Raw genomic sequence first — 24,217 nt, 5'->3', positions numbered from 1 at the left:
TCAGTCTAGTAGGCTCCTTCCCCAGTCACCACGACCCAGATCGTCCGCGCCAGAATGTAGACATCGAGCCAGACCGACCAGTTTCGCACGTAGTAGGCATCAAGGCTGACCCGCTCTTCGTAAGTAATGTTATTGCGTCCCGATACTTGCCAGAGTCCGGTGAGCCCGGGGACGACTTTGGTATAAAGAGAGAATTTGTCTTTATAGCGTGGAATTTCTTCTTCAACGATCGGGCGAGGTCCAACCAAGCTCATTTCGCCTCGCAGGATATTCCAGAGTTGGGGCAGTTCGTCCAGGCTCGTGCGGCGCAAAAACCGTCCCACCCGAGTGACACGCGGGTCATAGCGCAATTTCTGATCGCGCTGCCATGCCTCGTTCATTTCAGGATGGGCTTCCAGGTAGTCCTTTAAAACCCGATCGGCGTTCTGAACCATTGTGCGAAACTTCCAGGCTTTGAACTCCTCTCCACGCTGACCGAGACGAGTCTGCCCATAAAAGATGGGTCCCGGTGAGTCGAGCTTGATCAACAGCGCAATGATCACAATCATCGGCAGCAGAATAAACCCGCCTAGCAGTGTGGCAATCAGATCGATCAAAAACTTGGCAAATCTGGGTCCGGGCAACAACAATCGCTGCCGCACTTCCAGCCCCAAAACGCCGCCCATGTCTTTTGCCGAAACCCACAGACTTGCAAACTCAAACAGGTCAGGAATAATCAGCAAATGGGCAAAGCCGCTGCCGTATTGCTCAATCACATATAGCAGCCGATGTCGTGCCACTCCAGGCATCGCCACGATCGCATAAGGAATATGTCGTTTGCGTGCCAGCTTAGGAGCCAGTGCCATTCCACCAATTACCGGAACGCCGTGCAGCAAACCATGCTTTTGCGGGTCGTCGTCCAGCACCAGGACAGGCTTCAGACCGATTCCGGGACGACGCTTCAGCGTCCGAATCACCATTTCCCCGGTTTTGCCTGCCCCCAGCACCACGACCGGATAGCCCCACCAAGGCTGTGGCGCAAAGATCGATCGCACCAGGCCGCGACACAGGGGAACCAGCACCAGCGAAAACATCCAGCCCAGCACAAACACGCCCCGGTCATATACTTCGCCTTCGCGCTGCATAAACAGGGTGGCTGCCAATGCCAGATAAATTAGCGTGGTAGACAGACTGAGCCAGCGCATTTCATCCACTGGGCTGATCGCAACCGCCGGATACAAGCCGATCGTTGCATAAGCCAGCACAAATAGCCCCAGCGTCGGAAAGAGCTGCCAGTAGAGGGTAGGCTGCAACTGTCCTTCTAGAAATAAATGCAGGTAGACGCTCAGTATTGCTGCAAAGCAGAGTGCCAGCACGTCTGAGGCAATCATCAGCGCAAACGTGGGTAACGATCGCGTCGAGAGCGATAGCGTCACTAAGGCAGGTCGTAACGTTCGGTTTAACTGCATTGCAATCGATTACTCCTCACGTCACTACTCTAGGGCATCTCCTGCTGAATCTTGCTGAAAATCTGACCATTTTTGCGCTACATACTCAGAAAATGCCTGACGAAAGCGATCGGTTGAGAAACGATCGGCATTTTGCTGTAAATCAGCAATCTCAAACGCAAATTTGCCCGATTCAAACAGACGCACGGCTGTCATTAAGCTTTCGACCGTTTGTTCAGCAAACAAAATCCCGGTTTTGCCTGGAATCACCGTTTCGACCGCTCCCCCTTTACCGTAGGCGATCACGGGTGCGCCTGCCGCCTGTGCCTCAACCAGCGAAATGCCAAAATCTTCTGCCGCCGCATAAACAAACGCCCTGCATCGTTGCATATAGTGGACGATCGCTTCCTCCGATTGGTGTCCTAAAATTTCAACATTTCTGCCTGCGATCGCCCGGAGCTGTTTTTCGCCCGCTCCGCCCCCGATGACCACAAGCGGCAAGCCCAGACGGGTAAACGCCTCCACAATTACATCCACTCGCTTGTAGGGCACAAACCGGGACAAGGTGAAGTAAAAATCTTCTCTTTGGGACGGGGCACGAAATCGATCGATCGCGACGGGCGGATAAATCACGTCTGCCTGCCGCCGATAGGTTTTCCGGATCCGCTGCGCCACATAGCGCGAATTGGCAATAAAGTGATCGACCCGGTTAGCAGTCGCCAGATCCCACAGTCTGAGATAATGCAGCGTCAGGTTAGCAACTCCCGCCTTGACTCCCCTTTTCAGGTTTGCGCCTTGAAGATACTGCTGCTGCAAATCCCAGGCATAGCGGACGGGCGTATGCACATAAGACAAATGAAGCTGATCGGGGCGCGTTAAAACGCCTTTCGCCACTGCATGATTGCTAGAAAAAATTAAATCGTAATTGGATAAATCAAACTGCTCGATCGCCAGAGGCATCAGGGGTAAATATTGCCGGAAGTGAGGATTGGCAAACGGAAGACGCTGGATAAACGAGGTCTTAACCGACTTGTTGCGAATAAAATACCGCAAATCTTCCGGCAGAAATTCGACCAGGCTAAATAAATCTGCCTCTGGATAGAGACTCAAAATCTGCTCGACGACTCGCTCCGATCCAGCGTGAGTCACTAGCCATTCATGCACGATCGCAACTTTCACTGCTGCCTCCCACCCCGACGCTCTGTTTAAAAATTGTCCCAGGTTGAAGGAGGTTTCAACAAGTTTTGTTGCTTTTCGATCGATTACTGCATGCCCTGACGGCTGACGCTGGCTGCCTGCTGCTGATTGGCATACATTGCCCGAATTACAAGAGCCGGATCGACCCAATTGCTATCGTATTTCAAGCCCCAGTGCAGATGCGGCCCAGTGGTGCGTCCGGTCATGCCGACTCGTCCGATTCGGTCTCCTGCGCCGATGGTTTGACCCAGCTTGATTTGTAGTCCACCTTCGCGATCGAGCAAGTAGCGTCCGCTGCCGTCTTCTTCGACGTGACCTTGCATGTGACAGTAAATGTGCGTCCAGGGTCCAGATTCCACCACCACCGAACTGCCACAGTTGGTATTGTCGGTGACTTCAACCACTTTGCCTGCCCACCAATTGCGAATATAGCTGCCTTCGGGAGCTGCCAGATCTAGCCCGTAGTGAAACTCCTGGCTGTAGCCACCCGTTGCAGACTGCCGATAGCCAAAAGGCGACGTATAAGCCTGGAAATTTTCGACCGGAAACGATGCGCCGTACCAGTTGCCCGTGGCGATCTGCTGCGGATTGACCTGAGCGACCTGCTGCGGTTCCCTAGCCGAGTTCAGGGCGATCACCCCTTTGGAGGACTGCGAAGCCGACTGCGATTGCGATCGGGACTGTGGCTGGGGTGATTGCGACTGCGATTGCGCGACTGTTGAACCCGAAGCAGGTCGCACCTCAAAATTTAGGGCAGTTTCCTGCGAGGGAGGAGCCGGAATTTGAATGGCAGGGGTGCGATTGTCTAAAGCAACATTCGGCTGATTGCTCAAGTCCCAAGCGTTGACCATTTTTTCGCCAAACTGGAGGGCGATCAGGGTACAGAGGCTAATTCCTGCCAGCAGAAAGAACCTGGCATAGCGTTTAACTGTTTTCTGCGTCATTTTTCTGCGTCATCAACTTTCTGCAATCTGGTCTGCAATCTGGATCTGCAAGGGCTTCCGGCACAGGGGGCTGGAATGGGTCAAAAATTCACGCACAAGGAAAAAGTTTCGATCGATCGCCTTTCAGCACATTCAGGCGGAAACGACTGCGATCGGTAAAATCCGAAGCGTCAACACAGTACCTTAGCAAAAATTGATTTCCGATGACACTAAAAGCTTAATCAGCCCCTAAAACTTTAAAGGCAGAAATCAAAGCAGAAATCAACTTAAGTGCTAGATGTGAGCATTGGCTCCGGTAAACAACGCTAGACTTGACTGGCTTTTACAAAGAATAGACAGATTTTGACAAATTTTCCAGAGGTTGAGCAAGGTTGAAGCCGGTTGATTATTGCGACTGCCGTAACCCGATCGCTCGAATCACTCCGGTCGCAAATAAAGTCTTAGTGAACTCAGGGGATCTTCGGTTGACTGTCATCCAACAAAGAGGATTAATCAGTATGGATACGAACAGTTACTTAAAGCAAAAGAAAAGTAAAATTTTCCTTAAGTAGTTTTACAAGTAATTCTAGCTTTACAAGTAATTTGACGTTTTGCCTTTTCCCGCACCGCTGTGGTGATTAATAATGGTCATGAGTGACGTTTCCCCCAGCTTACTGACTGCCCTCGCTCAGGTCGATCGGGCGCACGGGCTAACCGAGCGGATGCAGGCATTGCCCCTGGAGCAATTCCAAAAGCTTCTGGAGCGCATTACTGGGGAGTTTCAGCACTTTCTCAAGGCAATCGAGCTAATCAACGACGAAACGCTAGAAACGCTGCTGGAGCAAATTCTAGAAGCATTTACGCTGAAGATCGGGCAGCTTCTAAACGCAGACCGCACCACCATTTTTCTGGTTGATCGAGAGAAGGAGCAGCTCTGGTCAAAAGTTGCTCAGGGCGCAGACGGAGAGCTGATCGAGATCCGCGTTCCCCTACGAGCTGGGATTGCAGGTCAGGTGGCAGTGACCGGAGAATGCCTCAATATCCCTGATGCCTACGAACATCCGCTGTTTAACCCCGAAGTCGATCGCCAGACCGGATACCGCACCCGCACTATTCTCTGTATGCCCGTGCTGAGCATGAGCGGTCAGGTGGTTGCTGTTGTGCAGCTCCTCAATAAGCAAAGCGACGCTCCATTTGATGCTCAGGACGAACGTCTGTTTGGCGAGTTTGCTAAATCAATAGGCATTATTCTCGAAAGCTGTAATTCTTTCTACATCGCAGCTCGAAATCAGCGCGGCGTATCAGCTTTGCTGAAGGCAACTTCTTCGCTAGGGCAAAGCCTCGACCTCGAAAAAACCCTGCGCGTTGTCATGACCGAAGCCCGCATCCTGATGCAGGCAGACCGCAGTACCCTGTTTTTGCTCGATCGCGAAAGCAACGAACTCTGGTCAAAGGTAGCAAAAGCAGACGGCGAAACCCTACTCGAAATTCGCATTCCAGCCGATCGGGGGATCGTGGGTTTTGTTGCCTCCACCGGACAATCGCTCAACGTTCCCAATGCCTACGAAGATCCCCGGTTTGATTCCACCGTCGATCGTCAGACCGGATACCGCACCCGTACCATTCTCTGTATGCCCGTCTATAACTCTGAGGGCAAACTGATTGGTGTAACTCAGCTCATCAACAAACTCCAGGGCACGTTTAACGCCTCAGACGAAAAGTTTATGCAGGCGTTCAATATTCAAGCCGGGGTCGCGCTGGAAAACGCCCAACTCTTCGAGCGAGTGCTGCTGGAAAAGCAATATCAAAAAGACATTTTGCAGAGCCTTTCGGATGCGGTGATTTCAACCAATACTAAAGGCGAAGTTGTCACAATTAACGAGGCAGCTCTGCGACTACTGGGCTGTGGTGCTCCTAAGCAGGAATCCGCCCAGAGCGATCGATCGCGGCAAAACCATGAACGGCAGGAACACCAGGCATGGCAGCAACGGTTGAGTGGTCAGCTCGTCTGGGAGGTTGTGCCGATCGATCACCTTCAGATGCGCCTGCACGATAGCCTCACCTACGGAGCGAAGCACTACGTCCCCGAACAAACGCTGAACCTGGGCAATAGCCCGTTCTGGCAACAGTTTGAATCACAGGGGCATCAGCCGATCGAACACAGCATTAATTTAACAGTGAATCCGCTCACTAACCCGGAAGGACAGGTGCGGGGCGGGCTAATTGTGCTGGAAGACATCAGCCAGGAAAAGCGCATGAAGGCAACGATGTATCGCTACATGACGCCGAGCGTGGCAGAACGAGTAATCACGCTGGGCGAAAACGCGCTGCTGGGTGGCGAACGCAAAGAAGTCACAATCCTCTTCTCGGACATTCGGGGCTATACCTCCCTGACTGAAAAGATGGAGGCGGCTGCAGTGGTGTCGCTGCTAAACCACTACTTTGAGACGATGGTGGAAGCGGTGTTTAACTTTGAAGGCACACTCGATAAATTTATTGGCGATGCGCTGATGGCCGTGTTTGGCGCACCCCTGCCGATCGAAAACCATGCCTGGAAAGCTGTTCAGTCTGCCCTCGATATGCGCCGACGACTGGCAGAGTTGAACCGCGCTCGCACTCAAGCAGGGAATCCGCCCCTCCGCATTGGCATTGGCATCAGCTCTGGGGAAGTCGTTTCGGGCAGCATTGGCTCCCAACGCTTGATGAATTACACGGTCATCGGCGACGGCGTGGATGTCAGCTCTCGTCTAGAAGGAACCACGAAAGAATACGGCTGCGATATTATCCTCAGCGAATACACCTATCGCCTCTGCGCGGATAAAATCTGGGCACGCGAACTCGATCGGATTCGGGTAAAAGGCAAAACCAAACCTGTTTTGATCTACGAGCTGTTAGGCGATCGGCGATCGCCCCTTGATACCAACACACAGGAATTTCTGCATTTTTATCAGGCAGGGCGCACTGCCTACAGCAACGGCTGCTTTGGACAGGCGATCGACTACTTTAGACACGCAAAACGGCTGAGGAGCTTTGATCCGGCAACCGATTTATATCTGCAGCGATCGCAAAAACACTTGACCAACCCCTCCGCAGCCTGGGAAGCGGGCTAAAGCTCGTTTGGGGAAGAATGCTCTTTTACGTGAATCGGAAGGCATCATGCTAAAGCTGGATGTTTTTCGTCCATTTAATAAATTATTCTTATTTTGATACATACAAGCATTACAGCCTTTTTCACTCACTTAAGGTATGGGGAGTGTGGAGGCTTCGCACCCATCCAAGGGTAAAACTTCTGCACCCCATTTTTTATACTTCTTTTGTACTTCATCAGCCTGAAAACGGCTGTATTGCTTCATCACAGCACTATTGCGAAACACGGCTTAAGCAATCGAATGAAAGACCAACTCAGAGGACACTCTATTCAGCTCGGACAGGGCAAGCTGTTCTATCGAGCGGCGGGCAATCTAAATCAGCAGACCCCCATTTTCTTTTTACATGGTTGGGGCATCTCGACGGAACCTTATCAGGAAGTGCTGTCGCTATTTGCGCGTTCCCATGCGCTGGTTGCGCCAGATTTGCCTAGTTTTGATCAGTCCAGCGATCCCCGGCTGTTTACCAGTTATCAGAGCTTTGCCGATCGCCTGATCGAACTGCTCGATCTGCTGAAGCTGGAATCGGTGCATTTAGTCGGCCATTCACTGGGTGGCGGGATTAGCATTTGGCTGGCAGCGCACTATCCCGATCGCGTCAAAAGCCTTAGTTTGATAGACAGTACCGGAGTTCCGTCAGGTTCGGTTCCCGAAGTGCTGCTGAGGCGATCGATCGAGATGCCGTTGCAGCTTTCATTGCCCAAGCTGAAGCTTCAGTTTGTGGACATTCCTCAAGTGTTTGCCAACAATCTGCTGATGAATTTGCCAAATGTGATCAGCGCACTGCTGATTTCGCTAATGGAAGACATCACGCCTCTACTGCCCCGGATTCAAGCTCCCAGTCTTATTTTATGGTCTAAAAAAGACCTGACCACGTTGCTGCCCTGCGCTGAAACGATGACGAAAATGATTCCTGATTCTCGTCAGGTTCTCGTGGAGGAAGGCTATCACGAATGGGGACTGCTCTATCCCGAAAAAATGACGACGATCGTGCTGAATTTCATTCATGAAATTGAAGCTTGTGCTGCGGTGGGCAGCGTGAAATAAAACGAGGTTCCCTAGTTGGGGCAGCTCTTCAGGACGCGAAAATTTAATCGCATTGCTAATAAGATTCTGAAAAAGCTGAACGAGCAGCGTTTCATTTCCGCTCCCCGTTGGCAGCAGATTTCTATCAAGGGTTGTTTGTTCTGCCAGGATTGAACTGCGTAAATTTTCGATCGCCTGCTGTATAACCGGATTTCAGTAAACTAATTCAAAAAACTAATTCAAAAATCTGTGCTTCAGGCTGAGTTCTGCCATACTTCAGCGTATCCACGATGGTTTTTTGCATTCGATGGGTTGCCGTTGCGATCGATCCCAAACATTGTTTCGCATCTTCATCCAGCGATGCCTAATATTTCACTGTTGTGATTTGCTTAAAGAGCTTCAAATGGGTTGAGTACAAAGCTTGAGGTGGAAGGACACGCTCAATCGTTAGCCCTCAATCACGATAAAAGGCTAACCAATCTGGGTACTCTACCCCTGCTCCTCGTCGTTAACAAACGATCGCCGGAACACAAGCCATAACAGAATTGCTAGAAAGGATTTTGAGTGGAAGCTGATGAACGCGAAGCGAATTTTAATCATCGATGACGAAGAAGACATTCGAGAAATTGCACAAGTAAGTTTGAACCTTATGAAAGCATGGGATGTTGTCACCGCCGCTTCGGGTGAAGAAGGTACGAAACTAGCAATCCTGACCCAGCCCGACGCCATTCTTCTAGATGCAATGATGCCTGAGGTAGATGGAGTCGAGACGTTAAAACGGCTCCAGACGCACCCCGCAACGCGAGTAATTCCAGTCATCATGCTAACAGGGGCAACGCAACCTTCAAAGCGGCAAATTTATCTTCAGGCAGGAGCCAGAGCGATTGTGCAGAAACCCTTCGATCCGGCTCAGCTTGGCTGTCAGATTGCGGCTGCTCTGGAGTGGGCACAGACATAGGACGATAAGACGGTAGCTATTTGCCCCGATCGATTTCCCCATTGATTCTTGGCATTGATTCCCCGCATCAGGACGGCACAATAGAACAATGTCTTTAAGGAACGCTGATTGTAATGAAGCCTCGCCGTCCTGCTACTGATTTGTCTGCCTTGCATCCTGCCCCTGCCGTTCATCCACTTCGCCGTCTGCTGGACTATGGGCGACCCTATCGATCGCAGATGCGACTGGCAACGCTCTGTTCAATTTTGAATAAATTTTTTGATCTGGCTCCTCCTGTCCTGATCGGTGTGGCGGTGGATGTGGCAGTGAATCAGCAAAACTCCTGGCTGGCAAATCTGGGGATAGTGAACATTCGATCGCAGTTTGTGATTTTGGCGATTCTCACGTTTATCATCTGGAGTCTGGAGTCAATTTTTGAATATGCCTACGGGTGGCTATGGCGCAACCTGGCACAGAAGCTTCAACACGACATGAGACTCAATGCCTACCAGCATTTGCAGGAGCTAGAGCTAGAGTATTTTGAGGCGAGAGACAGCGGCAGATTGATGTCAATTCTCAACGACGATATCAACCAGCTAGAGCGGTTTCTTGACTTTGGCGCGAACGATATTTTGCAGGTGCTTACAACAGTGCTTGTGATTGGGGCGGGCTTTTTTATCCTGGCTCCCAGTGTGGCGTGGATGGCAATGCTGCCGATTCCGTTTATTTTGTGGGGGTCGATCGCTTTTCAAAAACTGCTTGCGCCGAGATATGCAGACGTGCGCGAGAAAGTGAGCCTACTCAGTAGCCGCTTGTCGAATAATCTGGGCGGCATTGTCACGATCAAAAGCTTCACCACCGAAGCGTATGAGGTCGATCGTCTGCGTCAAGAAAGTGAGGCATATCAGCAAAGCAACCGCCGCGCCATTGCCCTCAGTGCTGCCTTTGTACCGCTGATTCGGATCATTATTTTGCTGGGATTTACGGCTTTGCTGGTGTTTGGTGGTCTGCAAACGGTGGAAGGCAAGCTGGCAGTGGGAACTTATAGCGTCCTGGTCTTCATGATTCAGCGATTGCTGTGGCCCCTCACCCGGCTGGGCGAAACGCTCGATCAGTATCAGCGGGCAATGGCTTCGATCAATCGCGTTATGGGCTTGCTCGATACCCCAATCGCCATTCATTCTGGCGAAATTGCCCTCAATCGCAACGGTTCCACGCCACCTGCCCCAAGCCTGCATCCGGCCAACGGCTTCCATGCCTCAACGTCCACGGTACGCGGTGAACTGGTGCTAAAAGACGTAACCTTTGGCTACCGCGATCGTCCTCCGGTGATTCAAGACCTGTCGCTGCATATTCCTGCCGGAAAAACAATCGCGATCGTTGGCTCTACCGGATCGGGCAAAAGTACGCTGGTAAAGCTCTTGCTGCGGCTTTATGAAATCCAGTCGGGCAGCATCACTCTGGACGGCATCGATATTCGCGATCTGGAACTGCATAGTCTGCGGCAGGCGATCGGCTGGGTCAGTCAGGATGTGTTTCTATTTCACGGCTCTGTTCTGGAAAATATTATCTACGGCGACCCCAGCGCAAGCTTGTCAGAAGCGATCGCCGCTGCCAAAATTGCCGAAGCCCATGACTTTATCGAACAGTTGCCCCAGGGCTACGACACGATCGTCGGTGAACGGGGACAAAAGCTTTCCGGTGGTCAGCGGCAGCGACTCGCCATCGCCCGTGCTGTGCTGAAAAATCCGCCGATCCTGATCCTGGACGAAGCCACCTCTGCCGTTGATAACGAAACCGAAGCCGCCATTCAGCGATCGCTCGACCAGATCACCCAAAACCGCACAACGATCGCGATCGCCCACCGCCTCTCGACCATCCGCAACGCCGATCGAATCTACGTGATGGAATACGGCAGGCTGATCGAACAGGGCAAACACGAGGAATTGATCGATCGACAGGGCGTGTATGCAAGCTTATGGCGGGTGCAGTCCGGGATTCGATCGTAGTGGATCAATTGCGCTGAGCAATTACCGCATAAAAAGGGTCAGTTCCGCCAATCCCCAACATTTGCAGGAAACTGGGAACGTTGCCCTGCCGCATCACCACTTCGGGTTCGCTGAAACCGGGAATCGCTTTGAAATAGCGTTTCACTAGCTCCACGCGATCGTCTTCAGAGCCATCTCGCCACGCCTGAATCGCCTTCTGGTAAAACATCCGATTCGAGAAGCTGACGATCGCAATCCCACCCGGTTTCAAAACGCGGTGAATCTCCGCAAACACCGCTTCGGGACGCTGAAGATACTGCACGGAAACCGTATTCAGCACGGCATCAAAGGACTGATCAGGCAGGGGAAAAAGCTGATTGTCGTTCAAATTCTGCACAAAGTAGTGATCCAGACGCGGATTGCGGGCAAGCTCCTCGGCGTTGAGTCCGTGTCCTTCGACGTGAGCAAACTTCATCTCGTCCGGCAGATGGGAAACCCAGCTACTCATCATGTCAAAAATGCGCGTATCAGGCTTCAGCCGTTCCCGGTACAGGTCGGTCAACTGCTGAATAAAATGCTCATCGACGTGGGTGACAAATCGCGGCACGCTGTAAAACTCGCGATCGTCCGATTCATCCAGCTTGGTGCGTTGAGGGGGTTGCAGCATCGGGGGCAATAATCATGACTCTACTCTTCCTAGTTTAGAAAACTTATTGCAGGAAACGAGTTGAGCAAAGGCTTGTCCCAAGCGGCTTGTCAGGAAGGCTATCAGATTTGAGCTAAGCAATTTCACGGGCTGAAGCGTTTTGCACCAGAAGCAGCAACGCCAAAAAAACGAGTACATTTACATACCCGCTGACAGGAATTTACTTGATATGGTGTAGGCGAATTAATTTTATTCTTAACCTTAGCATAACCTATGAAACGACGCAACTTTATTGTTTGTTCTACGTTGTTCGTCGTCTCCAGTTGCACAGCCGCAACAACACAGCCAAACCGCACGAGTGGCAACCCATCTGCTGGAACTCAGATGAGCAAGCCTGAAAAACTGCGCTTTGCGGTGTCTGATGTCAAAGGTATCGAGGATCTGCAAAAGGACTATGAAGCACTGCGAGTTGTCCTGGAACAAACGCTGGCAACCCAGGTTGAGTTTTTCCCGGTTGAGAGCTACATCGCGGCGGCTTCGGCTTTGCAGCAGGATCAGGTCGATCTGGTGTTCACGGGTCCGTCGGAATATGTGGTGATGCGTGCCCGCACGAATGCGGTTCCGGTTGCCGCCATTAAACGCGACAGGTACTACCCGGTGGTTGCGGTTTTGGCAAATCGTAATATTCAGTCGCTGAATGACTTGAAGGGTAAGACGATCGCGATGTGGGAAGTGGGTTCGACCAGCGGCTATCTGGGTCCAACAAAGCTGTTAATCGATGCCGGGCTAGACCCTAAAACCGATGTCAAAATCGAGCTGATCGGCAAGAAAGGACTTCCAGCCCTCAAAGACGGCAAAGTAGATGCTTGGGCAGGCTCAATTCGGCGATACGAGCAGTTTCTAGAATCTGAACAACTGACTCCAAACAATTTGCCGCTATTAACCAAAGGAGCCGATTTACCCGCTGATCCCTTTGTGGTGAGCAGTAAGCTGGATGCCGAATTTGTCGCAGAAATGCGGAAACAGTTGTTTCAGAACCAGGACAAGCTTTTAGAAGCGATCGCCCCGGCGGATGGTGCAAAGTTTACTGGAGCCAAATTAATTGAGGCGCAGGATGTCGATTACGACATGATTCGCGAAGTCTATCGAGCGATCGGACAGGGTGCGTTTTTGCAGGGCTAATTTGAATGGCGTTAGTTTTTGGTTATGCATAAATTTTGGGAACCGGGTAGAGCCAACTCCCCCAACGAGGTAACTGCTTCACATCGTTCTGACCCCTGCGCTGATTCGAGTTCACCAGAAATCACGCAGAATGCGCTTTGTAAATGGTGGGCTAGAGTGTCGCAACCGGGTATTGCCAGAAAAATTGGCTATGGCTATATGCTGGCGATTGGGGTTGCTACACTGGGAGCAACGATCGGCTTGATCGTGGGTGACTATTACCAGAAACAGGCGCAGACCCAGCTTGCGATCGCCCGTAAGCAACAATCGCTCCTGACGAATCTGGAACACGAAATTTTAGAACTTCGATCGCATCCCCAACGCCTGGTGATGGTGTTTGGAGACTCAATCTGGTTTGATTTTGAGCGAACAGCATTTCTGACTCGCGTTCGCGAAGCACAGGAGTTGGTCGCTGAACTCAACGCCTTTATTGAACGCAATCCCCATAATCTGGCGATCGGGGCGACTGGATCAAAAAAGCTGGCAGAAGAATACGAAACGAACACAGAAGCCTATGCTGACTGGGTGCGAACGATTTGGCAGCAGCTCAACCCAGGCAGCCTGACTCAGCCGGAAATTCCAATTGCTCAACAAAGCCTCCTGGCATCTCTGCGGCAAGAACCCGCGATCAGGCTGGATGTCAAGTTTGAGCAGCTTGCAGAGCAATTACATCAAGCCCTGGAAACCGCGCAGAAGCAGCAGGATGATGCCGACATCCAGCTACAAACTGCGGAAGCCCTGCGGCTGCAAATTATCCTGACGGGTCTGGCAGTTGCAGCCGCCATCGCAGCTCTGCTAGCACTCTACACCAGCCGTGCCATTGCTCGACCAATCGAAGCCGTCACTCAGGTTGCACAGCGAGTCAGCCGTGAGTCAGATTTTCAGTTGCAGGCTCCAGTTCTCAGCCAGGATGAAGTGGGGGTTTTGGCAATTGCTTTTAACAATCTGATTCGGAAAGTGGCTGAGTACACCCATGCGCTCGAACTCAGCCGTCAAACGCTAGAAGACCGTGTAGAGGAGCGAACCCAGGAACTTCAGCAGGCACTTGACCATGTGAAGAAAGCCCAGTTGCAGCTCGTGCAGGCAGAAAAAATGTCCAGTTTGGGGCAGCTTGTGGCGGGCGTTGCCCACGAAATTAACAATCCAGTGAACTTCATTCACGGGAATCTCAGCCACGCCAGTCAATACACCCAGGATTTGCTGGAACTGCTGGATCTTTACCAGTGCCAACTGCCCAATCTCCCGTCGGCAATTCAGGACAAAGAAGAGGACATTGATCTGGCTTTTTTGCGCCACGACTTACCTAAACTGCTGCAATCGATGAAGGTTGGGGCGGAGCGAATTCGAGAAATTGTTCAATCGCTGCGAACTTTTTCCCGGCTGGATGAAGCCGCAATCAAAGAAGTGGATATTCATGAAGGACTGGACAGTACGCTGATGATTCTGCAAAATCGCCTGAAGGGGAAATCCGATTATCCAGCAATCAAGGTTATCAGGGAGTATGGCGTTTTGCCCCTGGTTGAATGCTACGCCGGACAGCTCAATCAGGTATTTATGAATATTTTGAGCAATGCGATCGATGCTCTAGAAGAACGGAATATTCAGCAATCGCTCGTTGAAATCGCAGCCCCGCCCCGCACAATTACCATCCGCACTCAGGCGATCGATCGCACTCAAGTTGCCGTTTGGATCAAAGACAATGGACCGGGTATGACTTCGGAAGTTCAACAGCAGTTATTTAATCCGTTTTTTACAACAAAGCCTGTGGGTAAAGGAACAGGAATGGGGATGTCAATTAGCTATCAGATCATTACTGAACGTCACCGAGGAAGTTTAGAGTGTATTTCTGAGCTGGGGAAAGGGACGGAATTTGTGATAACGATTCCAATTCGATCCATGTAAGTAGCTGGGCGCAATTAAACGATGGATGAAGATGGGGGTGGAGGGGGCACAATCCCCTCCTTGGGGCTTCGCCTCAAACCCCGCTTAATCTGCCATTTAATTACTCTGCCATTTAATGGCAATGACCTACTTAGTACGGATTTGCTCTGCTGATATAAACGATTCGTCCTGCGAGAAAATCATTTGTTCCAGAGCATTCTGTAAATCCTGAGTCAGGGTGGCGACGGCTTGGCGGCGATTGGTTTGATAGCCTGACCATCGATCGCTGATCGAAATGGGTTCGCCGATCGTGATAAAGGCTTTTTGTTTACCCAGGCGAGGACGGGGGAACGGAAATTTTCCTTTCAGGCGAGTGACCGTATCCCAGACGAGCAGCAGCATTTCGGCAAAGCGTTCGGCGGTGGGCTTTTCGAGAACATAGCGTCCGGTGACGCTGACGAAGGTTTCGACTAAGCGCATGTGCCACAGCCGCAAATCGGATTCTTCAGCAATGCGATCGGCTAGACCTCGCTCCACAGGCGGCAACTGCTCAATATCTTTAATGTCTTCGCGATAGATCCAGTCCCAGCCAGCCTGCTCCAGACGGCGACAGCGATCGGTCAACGTTCCTTTGGGAAGGACTTTGAAGAATTCCTCGGCGACAGAAAGAGCCGTATTCAACAGGGTTTGCAGCCGCATGGCAAGCCGTATATTCGCTGGATCGCTTGCCTCGATCGCGCTAGGCGTAGGAATCATGCCTGTTCCCGCTTCGAGCGTCGTCGGGGCTTTCAGTTCCCGGTGATAAAAGCGGATGTAAAACTGCTCCATCTGCGTCAGCAAATGCTCTCCCAGGCGAATCAGCCTGCGATACTGACGTTCCTGAGCGGGAGTGAGTTTAGCCTCATCCGGGAGAGGAACGCTCTTAGCCTCCACTTCGCCCGCTAGCCCGCAGTCTGTCTCCAATTCCGTCATCAAGCGATCGATCGCTTCCCACGGTTCCGAGACGTAGTGATACTGAATGCCGATCGGCAAAATCACCACTCGCTCGGTGCGTCCGGCTTTGTGCAAATCTTCCTGACACCAGAAGCCAAACTGGGCAACACCGGGTTCGATCGGGCTAACGATTTCGTTGTGTCCGTTGGTTGCGCCTTCGGGAGCAGCGGCGATCGGGAATTGTCCTTCCGCAAAAAGCTGTCGTGCCGATCGCAGTCCGGGGAGATCCACTTTGCCGCGTCGAATCGGCGTGCCGCCCAGCCGGGGATAGAGCCAGGAGACGAGCGAACCTGCCCAGAGGGGAATGCCGCGATCGTAAATAAAGTGCGAGTGAACCGGAGCCTGAAGCCGAATGCCCATTGTTGCCGCCGTTCGGGGAACGCAGCGCGAAACGAGATGAAACATACAGAGCGGGTCATTCGAGCTGGGATGCCGGAACGCCATCATAAAGCGCACCTTACCCGCCTGAAATTCTTCGTAGAGCTTCACCAGTGTTTCGACCTGGTTTGCCTCTATGTCTACCACCTGCTCACGCCAGCGTATCCAGGAAGGCGCAGCAAGATGAGTCATTTGACGTACCAGAGGATCGTAGTTTGGCGGCAGAAACTCAAGCGGTGGCTGAGCCTGGGTGATGAAGTTCGGCAAGGGACAATCTCCAGCAGTGCGGTCTTTAGTGCTGTCTTTATTGTGCAAGCTGGTTTTGCTTCTGGGGCAATCTTTGTGCCGCGATCGATCACTGTCTCAATTTGTTGTTCATTCCCTTCCGACCTACCCCTTGCCCAAATTCAGCCCAACCCTGCCGATCGTAATTAGCGCAATACAACTTACTTTTCCCAGCCCCATTCCTTCGCCAAACAGCAGCACACTTAGAATGGATATACCCGTCACGCCAATCCCAGACCACACTGCATAGACAACGCTAATTTCAATTTCTTTTAAGAACAAACTAAAACAGAAAAAAGAGAGCGGATAGCCGATCGCCGAGCCAATTCAATAAACAGGCTTGATGAATCCATTCGCAAGTTTGAGACAGACCATTGCAAAAATTTCGGACGCGATCGCCAGACTGATTTGCAATTCGGTCTGCGATAGTATGAAAACCAAAAACTATCTATCTCTGTACTCGGATATTAGTAGGCGATGAGTTATCGAATTCAGCAAAGCACAAAACTTTTATCATTTTCAGAGTTCGACCACCTAGACCTATTTCAGGCACAGGCACTTCACTATCGCTATGCGCGTCATTCTCACCCTACCTATTCGATCGGCTTAATCGAAGCAGGACTTGGAGGCAATTATTACCGAGGTGCGACTCATCTGGCTCCGCCCCAAAGCATGATTTTAATGAATCCAGAAGAGGTTCATACAGGCTATTCTGCCGAGGGATTACCGCTCACCTATCAGATGCTTTATCCCAGTGTGCAGTTAATGGAGCAAATTGCAGGTGAACTTCAAGGCGATCGATTTCCTGATTTCAGAATTCCTGTCGCTCAAAATCAGTCTTTAGCAGAAAAATTCGCTTCGCTGCTGCACAGCCTTGAATGTTCAAAGGATAAGTTCACTCAGCAGTGTTTATTGATTGATGTTCTATCGCTGATCATTACTCAGCATGCAGGTATCAAATCTCGATCGATTCAATCGAATCAGGAACATCAGGCGATCGGTTTAATTAAGGAATATCTACACGATTAGTACAACACCAATATTTCCTTAGAACAGCTTGCGGAACTTACTCATCTCAACCGTTCTTATCTGATTCGAGTGTTTAGTAAAGCAGTCGGAATGCCCCCTTATACTTATCTAACTCAGGTGCGGGTAGAAAAAGCAAAAGAGCTGCTTCGGCAGGGAATGTCGGCAGCAGAAACAGCGATCGCGGTTGGAATGGCAGACCAGAGCCACCTAAATCGCCACTTTAAGCGAATCGTAGGGGTAACGCCGGGACAGTATCGCCATATTTATTCTCAGCAATAGGTTTCGGAATGGGTTTCAGGAATGGGCTTCAGGAATAGAGCAATCAATTTCAGGGCAGCAATTCACGTCTAAAAAGATACTGAAAGCAGATGTCAATATCGTTCAAGATGGTTTTCTGAAAGGGTTTAATACTGAGGTCATCGTTCATTACACTTCACTCAACCGATGGCTTCTCAAGATTCATCCCAGGCTTATTATCTTGCCCAAATCAACATTGCCCTGATGAAAGCTCCACTTCACGACCCAATCATGGCCGAATTTGCAAATGCTCTGAATGCAGTCAACGCGATCGCCGATCAGAGCCAGGGATTTGTATGGCGGTTAAAAGACGGGGATGGAAATGCAACGAATATTCGCGCCTTTGATGATCCCCAGATTCTGGTGAACCTATCAGTTTGGCAAAATGTAGAGTCGCTTAAAACCTATGTTTATCAGAGTCTCCACGGTAGTTTTTTTGTGCGCCGCCGCGCCTGGTTTGAAAAATATCCAGGGGCACATTTCGCAATGTGGTGGATTCCCGCAGGTCACATTCCTTCAGTCGAGGAAGCCAAAGCCAAGCTAGACCATCTCTGGCTGCACGGAGACTCAGAAACCGCCTTCACTTTTGCCAAACCCCATCCGCAGCCGATCGTTTCACATTACTGATTTCCATTCACTTCACTCATCTCCATTAACTTCTAACTTCTCAGAGATACGGCGTTTTTCACTCCCGTAAGGTACGGGGGGTGTGGAGGCTTCGCCCCCACGCAGGGGCACAGCCCCTGCACCCCATTTTTTGTACTTCAATAGCTTGAACAAGGCTGTAACTTCCAAGACCACGGCATTCTCTACGCCCGCCTTCGTACTATCCGATCGCCCCAAAGCCCTGGTCTGAGTGAGAATAGAACTACATTTCTCATCTCGATCGCCTTTCCTATGGAAACGCCCCGTTCTTCTGCTGACTCTGCTCAATCGTCTGCCAGTTCTCATACCAGGCTGGTTCCGGCTCGGCTGCAAGATTTTCACTTCGATCGTGCCCATACAAGCTTGAAGCAGGCAATTAGCCGCTATGCCCAGCAGTTGCGAATTCGCAGACCTGGAACCCCCGTGGAGCTACAGGCAGCCCTGAAGACGGATCTCGATCGCCTCACGGCCAGTCTGGAAAAGCTGGATCAAGGGTTGATTCGGATTGCGGTGTTTGGGCTAGTGAGTCGCGGCAAGTCGGCGGTGGTAAATGCGCTACTGGGGCAAAAGGTGCTGCAAACGGGACCGATCAACGGCGTAACGCAATATCCGCGATCGGTGTACTGGTCGGTTCGAGAGGGAATGCCCGTTGAGCTAATTGACACGCCCGGATTAGATGAAGTGGGTGGCGAATCGCGGGCAAGCATGGCGCGACAGGTGGCAGACCAGGCGGATCTCATTCTGTTTGTGGTGGCAGGCGACATTACTCGCACCGAATACCGGGCACTGACTGATCTACAGCAGGCAAATAAGCCGATCGTCCTCGTATTTAACAAGGTAGATCTGTATCCGCGAGTCGATCGCCAGTCAATTTTCCAAAAGCTGCAAACCCTCTTTGTCCAAAGCGGTGACAGCGACGAGTTTAGACCCCGACTCAGTCCGCAAGACGTTGTCCTTGTTTCGGCAGAACCCGCACCGATGGAAGTTCGGGTCGAGTATCCTGACGGACGGGTCGAGTATGAGTGGGACGCACCAGAACCGCAAATTGACCCACTGCGCGAAAAGCTGCTGGAAATTCTCAATCGCGAAGGCAAATCCCTGCTGGCACTCAACGCACTGCGGCAAGCCAGCGAAACTGAAGGCTCGATCGCTCGCAAAACAGTGAAATTGCACGAGCAAGCCACTGAAGATCTGATTTGGCAGTTCGCTAAGTGGAAAGCGATCGCCATTGGCGCAAACCCGATCGCCGTTTTGGATCTAATGGGCGGAGCCGTCACTGATCTGCTAATGATCCGCGCGCTCGCTAAGCTCTACGGTCTACCCATGACCAGCTACGAAGCGGGGAAACTGCTGAAGGCAATTCTGTTTAGTTCGGGTGGCTTGCTGTTGGGTGAAGTGGGGAGCGGAGTGCTGCTCGGCATGGGCAAAAGCGGGGCTGCAGTGGCAACGGCATTTGATAGCGTCAATGGCATTATGACCTACGGCACAACAGCAGTCGCGCAGGCAACGCTGGCAGGTTTCGGCTCTTATCGCGTGGGTAAGGCGGCTCAGGTTTATCTGGAGCAAGGCTGCACCTGGGGACCGCTGGGCGCGGATACGGTGATTCAGGAGATTTTGAATCAGGTCGATCGCGAAACGGTGATTTATCGTCTGCGGCAGGAACTCCTTCAGAACGAACCGTTGAACAGGCTTTAATCGGGCTTAGATTGCGGTGGGTTTCCGAGTGTTTCCGCTGCCAAAACCATTGCTTCGGCAGCAAATTCAGCAGAGGGAATTTTGAGAAGCTGTACAATTCTTAATATTCCTTTGAGGAAGCAGACCTTTCCCGCTGAGTTCAGCAGAGAATCCGGTCACACACAATCTATTTGACATACCCGAGAAGTGATGGAAAAAGCTGTGATTTGAGTACCTAGATCTGACAGTTTCGATAGAAATTGTTTGCCTTTAAAAGTTTTTGCGACCCAACCTTCAGTAGACATACATTCACTATCAGCCAAACAACCTAATTTCCTGCTTCTACAGGTTGTTCTAATACAGCCCGTAACGTTCCTAGCAAATCTTGAATGGTATAGGGCTTATCAATAAAGTCCTTAACTTCGCTAGCTTCTCTCAATTTATCGTTAGACATAAATCCACTCATGGCAATCACTTTGATCCTCGGATTAATTCTCCGAAGGTTCTGAATCGTTGTTGGACCATCCATAGATGGCATCATCATATCCACTAAGGCAACAGTAATCTTATGTTTGTATTGAGCACAGAGCGAAATTGCTTCAATTCCATTATTCGCTATCAGCACACGGTAGTTATAGGCTTCTAATGAAGCTTTCGTTATTGCTAAAATTTCTGTTTCGTCATCTACAACAAGAATCCATTCTTCATTTCCATTAGGCGGATTAGAAGGTTCTACTCGTGGGGAAACGGATGCTCCTATCGCTGGTAAGAATACTTTAAATTCAGTGCCCTCTCCCAGCTTGCTAACCACATCAATGAACCCTCCGTGGCTTTTAACAATGCCTCTCACCGTAGAAAGTCCTAACCCTGTCCCTTTACCAATTTCTTTAGTTGTAAAAAACGGTTCAAAAATTCTATCCGTAATTTCAGCTGACATTCCGGTCCCTGTATCTTTGACTGTAAGTCCAATGTAGGAACCAATGGATGCATCAAGATTCATGCGGGCATAATGTTCATCTACAATCACGTTTGCAGCAGAGATGATGAGCGTACCGCCATTTGGCATCGCATCACGAGCATTAACGACCAGATTCATCAGCACTTGATGTAAGTGAGTTGCATCCCCAGAAACTGACCAAAGCCCCGGTTCCACATAGGCTAGCAACTCAATCGATTTTGGAAATGTCTTCTCAGCAATTTGCTTAACTTCGTAGACCAGATGCTTCACCTGCACGCTCGTCCGTTTCCCTTCCACGCCACGGGCAAATTGGAGGACTTGCTTGACGAGAGCAGCCCCACGTCTAGTATTCATTTCAATGATTTTAAATAAATGCTGGCTCTGCTCGTCGGCACTGGGAAACTTGTACTGTAACAATTGTGCTGTAGCTAGAACAGGGGTCAGGATGTTGTTGAGATCATGAGCAATGCCGCCTGCAAGGGTACCCAAACTCTCAAGCCGTTGAGTTCGCAGGAATTGGCTTTCGAGCTGTTTCTTTTCAGTGATGTCTGTATTAACTGTCAAGAAAGATTTGGGTTGCCCCTGGGCATCATGCATTAAGGTCCAACGGCTGGTGACAATAATTTCTTTGCCCTGCTTATTGACTTGATGCAATTCGCCTTGCCAAGTACCACATTCAATTAAACTTCTTTGAGCAACCTCGAGTTGCTTGAGTGAGTCTGGTCGATACAACAGTTGAGTCGCATTTTGGTCGATCGCCTCTTCAGCGTTCCATCCATAGAGATGCTCTGCACCCTTGTTCCAATACTGAATTTTGTTATCCAAATCTCGTACTAGAATGGCATCGGTTGTAATGTTGAGTAGAGCCGCCTGTTCCCGAATCTTGTCTTCTGCCTGCTTGTGCTGAGTTAGGTTAAGGACAAAACCAACGATTGCCTGAGATTCATCGAGCAAAGCCCCGCCAACCATGACAGGAATGCGGTATCCATCCTTGTGAAAATATTCCTTTTCAAAGGCACTAAACGCTCCAGTATTGGTTAATTCTGCCAGTGCGGCTTCATGGAGGTGGACATATCCTGGAGGTGTCATTGCGTGCCAATTTAACTTCCCAGCTTTCAAGTCAGCGCGATCGTATCCAACGATTTGGAGGAAGGCATCATTGGCGTCTGTAATACTGCCATCTGCCAGGCTAAAAATAATGCCAATCACATTGGATTCGATTAAACGTCTGAACCGGGCGTCACTGCGCTGCAGTGCTCTAAACGCTTGCTCACGTTCTTCTTCTACCCGCTGACGCTGTTGAATTTCCTTTTCTAGCCGCTCATTCTGCTCTGTTAATCGCTTGGTCAAGTTTTGCAGCCGAAAGTGAGTATTGATTCGCGCTAAAACTTCTTCATGATCTAGCGGTTTAGTGATGTAATCAACTGCCCCAAGATTTAAACCTTTGACCTTATCAACGTTATCGCTAACAGCGGTTAGAAAAATGATCGGGATCTCTTGCGTAGTTGAGTTTGCCTTTAGGCGACGGCACGTTTCAAACCCATCTATTCCGGGCATGAGAATGTCTAGCAAAATCAAGTCGGGTGGAGCATATTCTGCTAGAGCAATCGCTCTTTCCCCATCTTCAGCGATCACCACTTTGAAACCATCGGCTTCCAGCAAGTCGAGCAGCACATCTAGATTTGTGGGCGTATCATCCACGATTAAAATAACGCCTTTCTCAGCAATTCCTGTATTCATAAACACCTCCTAAAATTGCTTTAAAAATTCCAAAATTTGTCGCCCTTTAAATCCTTTGGCAAGCTGCCGCAAGTGGGTAGCAAAAGGGCTCCATTGCTGGTTTGACTCCTCCAACTGGGTTACTCGTTTGGCGATGGCTCGTAAATCTCCTCGCATGGCTAAATCCAGAAGAATAGCAACCTCTTCTGCTGGCGGAATCGAAAAATCAACTGAAAGGTTAGGGACAGCTGAGGCAGAACTCACTTGGCTATTTTCCTGCTGGTCCCTCTCTTTAAAGGGTTCTTGAATGTCGCTCTCATTTTCGTAAATCCATTCCAATTTCAGGTGTTCTTGCAATTTCTGGAGGAGGTCGGCCTCTCGAATTGGTTTCGACAGAAAATCATTGCAGCCTACCTTGAGACTCTGTTGCTGATCGAATTCAAAGACACTAGCCGAGACTGCAATCACAACGGTATCTTTTAGGGCTGGCATTAACCTGAGTTGTCGGGTTGCCTCAAAGCCGTCTAGATTCGGCATCACTAAGTCAATCAGAACAGCATCGGGCTGAAAATCCTGTGCTTTATTCAATCCGTCTTCACCATCCACAGCGTCTATGACGTCAAATCCGATCGGCTCTAAGAGATTCACAAGGATAGAGCGATTTGTCGGTTTGTCGTCCACCACTAAAATTTTCCGCCTGTCGCCTGTGAACCCAGTAATTGTGCGCTTTGAGGTAGCAGCATCTGTCGATGAATGGACCGCCACTAGGTCTAAATCAAACCAGAAAGTGCTACCTACACCCAAGGTACTCTTGACCTGAAGCGTTCCTCCCATCATCTCAACCAGCTGACAGCTGATGGCTAGCCCTAACCCCGTTCCTTCTGTCTTACGGCTATTTTCGCCCACCTGTTGAAACGGCTTGAAGATCTCATCAAGCTGATCAGCAGCAATGCCAACACCGGAATCTTCGACTTGAAAGCGAATCTTCTGCTCGTGATAACCCACCTTAAAAACAACCGTTCCCGTTTCAGTGAATTTGACGGCATTGCCAAGCAGGTTTAGCAGGACCTGGCGCAAGCGTTTGTCATCCGCCCGAATCACCTTAGGCAGAGAAGATGGTGTCTGATAGGTTAACGAAATGCCTTTTTGTTCAGCTTTAATTTTGCAGATCTCTACGATGCTTTGTAAGAATTCCGCAAAATGAAACTCTCTTGAATACAGCTCCATCTTACGGGCTTCAATTTTAGAAAGATCTAAAACATCATTGATCAGCGTTAGTAGGTGCTCTCCACATTGGTGAATGATTGCAATGCGATTCTTTTGCAGTTCGGATAAAGAGCGGTCTTTTTGACAAATTTGTGTATATCCTAAGATGCCATTCAGTGGCGTACGAAGTTCATGGCTCATGTTTGCCAGAAATTCACTCTTCGCTCGGTTGGCAGACTGGGCTATTTCTTCTGCCTGTTGGCGATCGCGAACCTCTTGCTGAAGCTGTAGGGTTCGCTCTTCTACTTTCATTTCCAGAGTTTTACTGTAATTCTCTAACTGTTCATGCGATCGTTTTAGATCAGTGTTGGCGGCTGCCAAATCTTGATAAAGACGGGCGTTTTCAAGGGAGATCGCCGCTTGGGAGGATAAAAGCTGCAAAACTTCTACTCGCTCTGCTGTAAAAGCACCCGTTGTTAAATTGTTTTCCAAATAGAGAATGCCAATGAGCTTACCTTGATGAACGATCGGCACACACAAAACGGATTTGGGCTGACGATCAAGAATATAGTCATCCGTTGTGAAAATTCCCTCACGGGTCGCTTCATTCAGAACCACATTCTCCTGCGTTTGCCGCACAT

At 50.2% G+C, this 24,217-nt stretch carries 18 protein-coding genes and 1 pseudogene; 10 read left to right on the top strand and 9 right to left on the bottom strand.

Annotated elements, in window-relative coordinates; genetic code table 11:
• Positions 1–5: 5 nt before the first annotated feature.
• The 3 genes from wbaP to H6F80_RS31465 all read right to left on the bottom strand — a co-directional run bounded on the left by wbaP (position 6) and on the right by H6F80_RS31465 (position 3,568).
• Complete coding sequence (wbaP, locus tag H6F80_RS26135) at positions 6–1,448, bottom strand: undecaprenyl-phosphate galactose phosphotransferase WbaP (protein ID WP_190794441.1); 1,443 nt, start codon at positions 1,446–1,448, stop codon at positions 6–8.
• Between the two features lie 24 nt (positions 1,449–1,472).
• Positions 1,473–2,606 carry a glycosyltransferase gene (locus H6F80_RS26130; RefSeq protein WP_190794440.1) on the bottom strand — a complete coding sequence of 378 codons (1,134 nt, stop codon included), beginning with the start codon at positions 2,604–2,606 and terminating at the stop codon, positions 1,473–1,475.
• Between the two features lie 83 nt (positions 2,607–2,689).
• The gene (locus H6F80_RS31465; RefSeq protein ID WP_518523655.1) at positions 2,690–3,568 is read right to left on the bottom strand and encodes a M23 family metallopeptidase; all 879 of its coding nucleotides are present in this window, start codon (positions 3,566–3,568) and stop codon (positions 2,690–2,692) included.
• A gap of 629 nt (positions 3,569–4,197) precedes the next feature.
• Here H6F80_RS31465 and H6F80_RS26120 point away from each other — a divergent pair.
• From H6F80_RS26120 to H6F80_RS26105, 4 genes are all read left to right on the top strand, one after another.
• Positions 4,198–6,657 (top strand): adenylate/guanylate cyclase domain-containing protein, encoded by a 2,460-nt coding sequence (locus tag H6F80_RS26120; RefSeq protein WP_190794439.1) that lies wholly within the window; start codon positions 4,198–4,200, stop codon positions 6,655–6,657.
• 279 nt (positions 6,658–6,936) lie between these two features.
• Positions 6,937–7,740, top strand: a complete 804-nt coding sequence (locus H6F80_RS26115; RefSeq protein WP_190794438.1) for an alpha/beta fold hydrolase — start codon at positions 6,937–6,939, stop codon at positions 7,738–7,740.
• A 553-nt stretch (positions 7,741–8,293) separates the two neighbouring features.
• The gene (locus H6F80_RS26110) at positions 8,294–8,677 is read left to right on the top strand and encodes a response regulator (RefSeq protein WP_190794437.1); all 384 of its coding nucleotides are present in this window, start codon (positions 8,294–8,296) and stop codon (positions 8,675–8,677) included.
• A gap of 113 nt (positions 8,678–8,790) precedes the next feature.
• Complete coding sequence (locus H6F80_RS26105) at positions 8,791–10,665, top strand: ABC transporter ATP-binding protein (protein ID WP_190794436.1); 1,875 nt, start codon at positions 8,791–8,793, stop codon at positions 10,663–10,665.
• A gap of 4 nt (positions 10,666–10,669) precedes the next feature.
• Here the strand turns inward: H6F80_RS26105 and H6F80_RS26100 are convergent, their stop codons facing one another.
• On the bottom strand, positions 10,670–11,311 hold the full coding sequence (locus H6F80_RS26100; RefSeq protein ID WP_190794435.1) for a class I SAM-dependent methyltransferase: 642 nt from the start codon (positions 11,309–11,311) through the stop codon (positions 10,670–10,672).
• Between the two features lie 252 nt (positions 11,312–11,563).
• Between H6F80_RS26100 and phnD the strand changes: the two genes are divergently transcribed.
• Positions 11,564–12,472 (top strand): phosphate/phosphite/phosphonate ABC transporter substrate-binding protein, encoded by a 909-nt coding sequence (gene phnD, locus H6F80_RS26095; RefSeq protein WP_190794434.1) that lies wholly within the window; start codon positions 11,564–11,566, stop codon positions 12,470–12,472.
• A gap of 156 nt (positions 12,473–12,628) precedes the next feature.
• Positions 12,629–14,413 (top strand): ATP-binding protein, encoded by a 1,785-nt coding sequence (locus H6F80_RS26090; RefSeq protein WP_190794433.1) that lies wholly within the window; start codon positions 12,629–12,631, stop codon positions 14,411–14,413.
• Between the two features lie 126 nt (positions 14,414–14,539).
• Here the strand turns inward: H6F80_RS26090 and H6F80_RS26085 are convergent, their stop codons facing one another.
• Together H6F80_RS26085 and H6F80_RS26080 are read right to left on the bottom strand one after the other, a co-directional pair.
• The gene (locus H6F80_RS26085; protein ID WP_190794432.1) at positions 14,540–16,030 is read right to left on the bottom strand and encodes a 1-acyl-sn-glycerol-3-phosphate acyltransferase; all 1,491 of its coding nucleotides are present in this window, start codon (positions 16,028–16,030) and stop codon (positions 14,540–14,542) included.
• 123 nt (positions 16,031–16,153) lie between these two features.
• Positions 16,154–16,363: a DMT family transporter gene (locus H6F80_RS26080; protein ID WP_347277930.1), complete on the bottom strand. Its 210-nt coding sequence runs from the start codon at positions 16,361–16,363 to the stop codon at positions 16,154–16,156.
• A gap of 162 nt (positions 16,364–16,525) precedes the next feature.
• On the opposite strand from H6F80_RS26080, the gene H6F80_RS26075 reads away from it, so the two are divergent.
• From H6F80_RS26075 to H6F80_RS26060, 4 genes are all read left to right on the top strand, one after another.
• Positions 16,526–17,077 carry an AraC family ligand binding domain-containing protein gene (locus H6F80_RS26075; protein ID WP_190794431.1) on the top strand — a complete coding sequence of 184 codons (552 nt, stop codon included), beginning with the start codon at positions 16,526–16,528 and terminating at the stop codon, positions 17,075–17,077.
• A gap of 12 nt (positions 17,078–17,089) precedes the next feature.
• A complete protein-coding gene (locus tag H6F80_RS26070; RefSeq protein WP_190794449.1) occupies positions 17,090–17,356 on the top strand; it encodes a helix-turn-helix domain-containing protein in 267 nt (88 codons plus the stop codon).
• A gap of 165 nt (positions 17,357–17,521) precedes the next feature.
• Entirely contained in the window at positions 17,522–18,001 is a 480-nt protein-coding gene (locus tag H6F80_RS26065; RefSeq protein ID WP_190794430.1) for a DUF3291 domain-containing protein, read from the top strand.
• A gap of 270 nt (positions 18,002–18,271) precedes the next feature.
• Positions 18,272–19,714, top strand: a complete 1,443-nt coding sequence (locus H6F80_RS26060) for a GTP-binding protein (RefSeq protein ID WP_190794429.1) — start codon at positions 18,272–18,274, stop codon at positions 19,712–19,714.
• 307 nt (positions 19,715–20,021) lie between these two features.
• On the opposite strand, the gene H6F80_RS26055 is transcribed toward H6F80_RS26060, so the two are convergent.
• The 3 genes and pseudogenes from H6F80_RS26055 to H6F80_RS31460 form a co-directional block, all read right to left on the bottom strand.
• Complete coding sequence (locus tag H6F80_RS26055; protein ID WP_190794428.1) at positions 20,022–22,391, bottom strand: response regulator; 2,370 nt, start codon at positions 22,389–22,391, stop codon at positions 20,022–20,024.
• Positions 22,392–22,400: 9 nt separating this feature from the next.
• Positions 22,401–23,957, bottom strand: a complete 1,557-nt coding sequence (locus H6F80_RS26050; protein ID WP_242067578.1) for an ATP-binding protein — start codon at positions 23,955–23,957, stop codon at positions 22,401–22,403.
• A 33-nt stretch (positions 23,958–23,990) separates the two neighbouring features.
• Positions 23,991–24,215 (bottom strand): annotated as a pseudogene (locus tag H6F80_RS31460) (GAF domain-containing protein); the annotation flags it as partial.
• Positions 24,216–24,217 lie beyond the last annotated feature (2 nt).

This window comes from Leptolyngbya sp. FACHB-711 (assembly GCF_014695615.1).
In the GTDB taxonomy this organism is placed as follows: Bacteria; Cyanobacteriota; Cyanobacteriia; order Elainellales; family Elainellaceae; genus Leptolyngbya_A.
The sequence above is the reverse complement of the archived record's forward strand: the minus strand, read 5'-3'. Positions and strand labels throughout refer to the sequence as shown.

What these genes read in the sequence shown, in the direction of transcription:
- H6F80_RS26120 (WP_190794439.1), top strand. Translation starts at nt 4,198, where the DNA reads ATGAGTGACGTTTCCCCCAGCTTACTGACTGCCCTCGCTCAGGTCGAT.
- H6F80_RS26100 (WP_190794435.1), bottom strand. Translation starts at nt 11,311, where the DNA reads ATGCTGCAACCCCCTCAACGCACCAAGCTGGATGAATCGGACGATCGC.
- H6F80_RS26115 (WP_190794438.1), top strand. Translation starts at nt 6,937, where the DNA reads ATGAAAGACCAACTCAGAGGACACTCTATTCAGCTCGGACAGGGCAAG.
- phnD (WP_190794434.1), top strand. Translation starts at nt 11,564, where the DNA reads ATGAAACGACGCAACTTTATTGTTTGTTCTACGTTGTTCGTCGTCTCC.
- H6F80_RS26105 (WP_190794436.1), top strand. Translation starts at nt 8,791, where the DNA reads ATGAAGCCTCGCCGTCCTGCTACTGATTTGTCTGCCTTGCATCCTGCC.
- H6F80_RS26060 (WP_190794429.1), top strand. Translation starts at nt 18,272, where the DNA reads ATGGAAACGCCCCGTTCTTCTGCTGACTCTGCTCAATCGTCTGCCAGT.
- H6F80_RS26065 (WP_190794430.1), top strand. Translation starts at nt 17,522, where the DNA reads ATGGCTTCTCAAGATTCATCCCAGGCTTATTATCTTGCCCAAATCAAC.
- wbaP (WP_190794441.1), bottom strand. Translation starts at nt 1,448, where the DNA reads ATGCAGTTAAACCGAACGTTACGACCTGCCTTAGTGACGCTATCGCTC.
- H6F80_RS26055 (WP_190794428.1), bottom strand. Translation starts at nt 22,391, where the DNA reads ATGAATACAGGAATTGCTGAGAAAGGCGTTATTTTAATCGTGGATGAT.
- H6F80_RS31465 (WP_518523655.1), bottom strand. Translation starts at nt 3,568, where the DNA reads ATGACGCAGAAAACAGTTAAACGCTATGCCAGGTTCTTTCTGCTGGCA.
- H6F80_RS26110 (WP_190794437.1), top strand. Translation starts at nt 8,294, where the DNA reads ATGAACGCGAAGCGAATTTTAATCATCGATGACGAAGAAGACATTCGA.
- H6F80_RS26075 (WP_190794431.1), top strand. Translation starts at nt 16,526, where the DNA reads ATGAGTTATCGAATTCAGCAAAGCACAAAACTTTTATCATTTTCAGAG.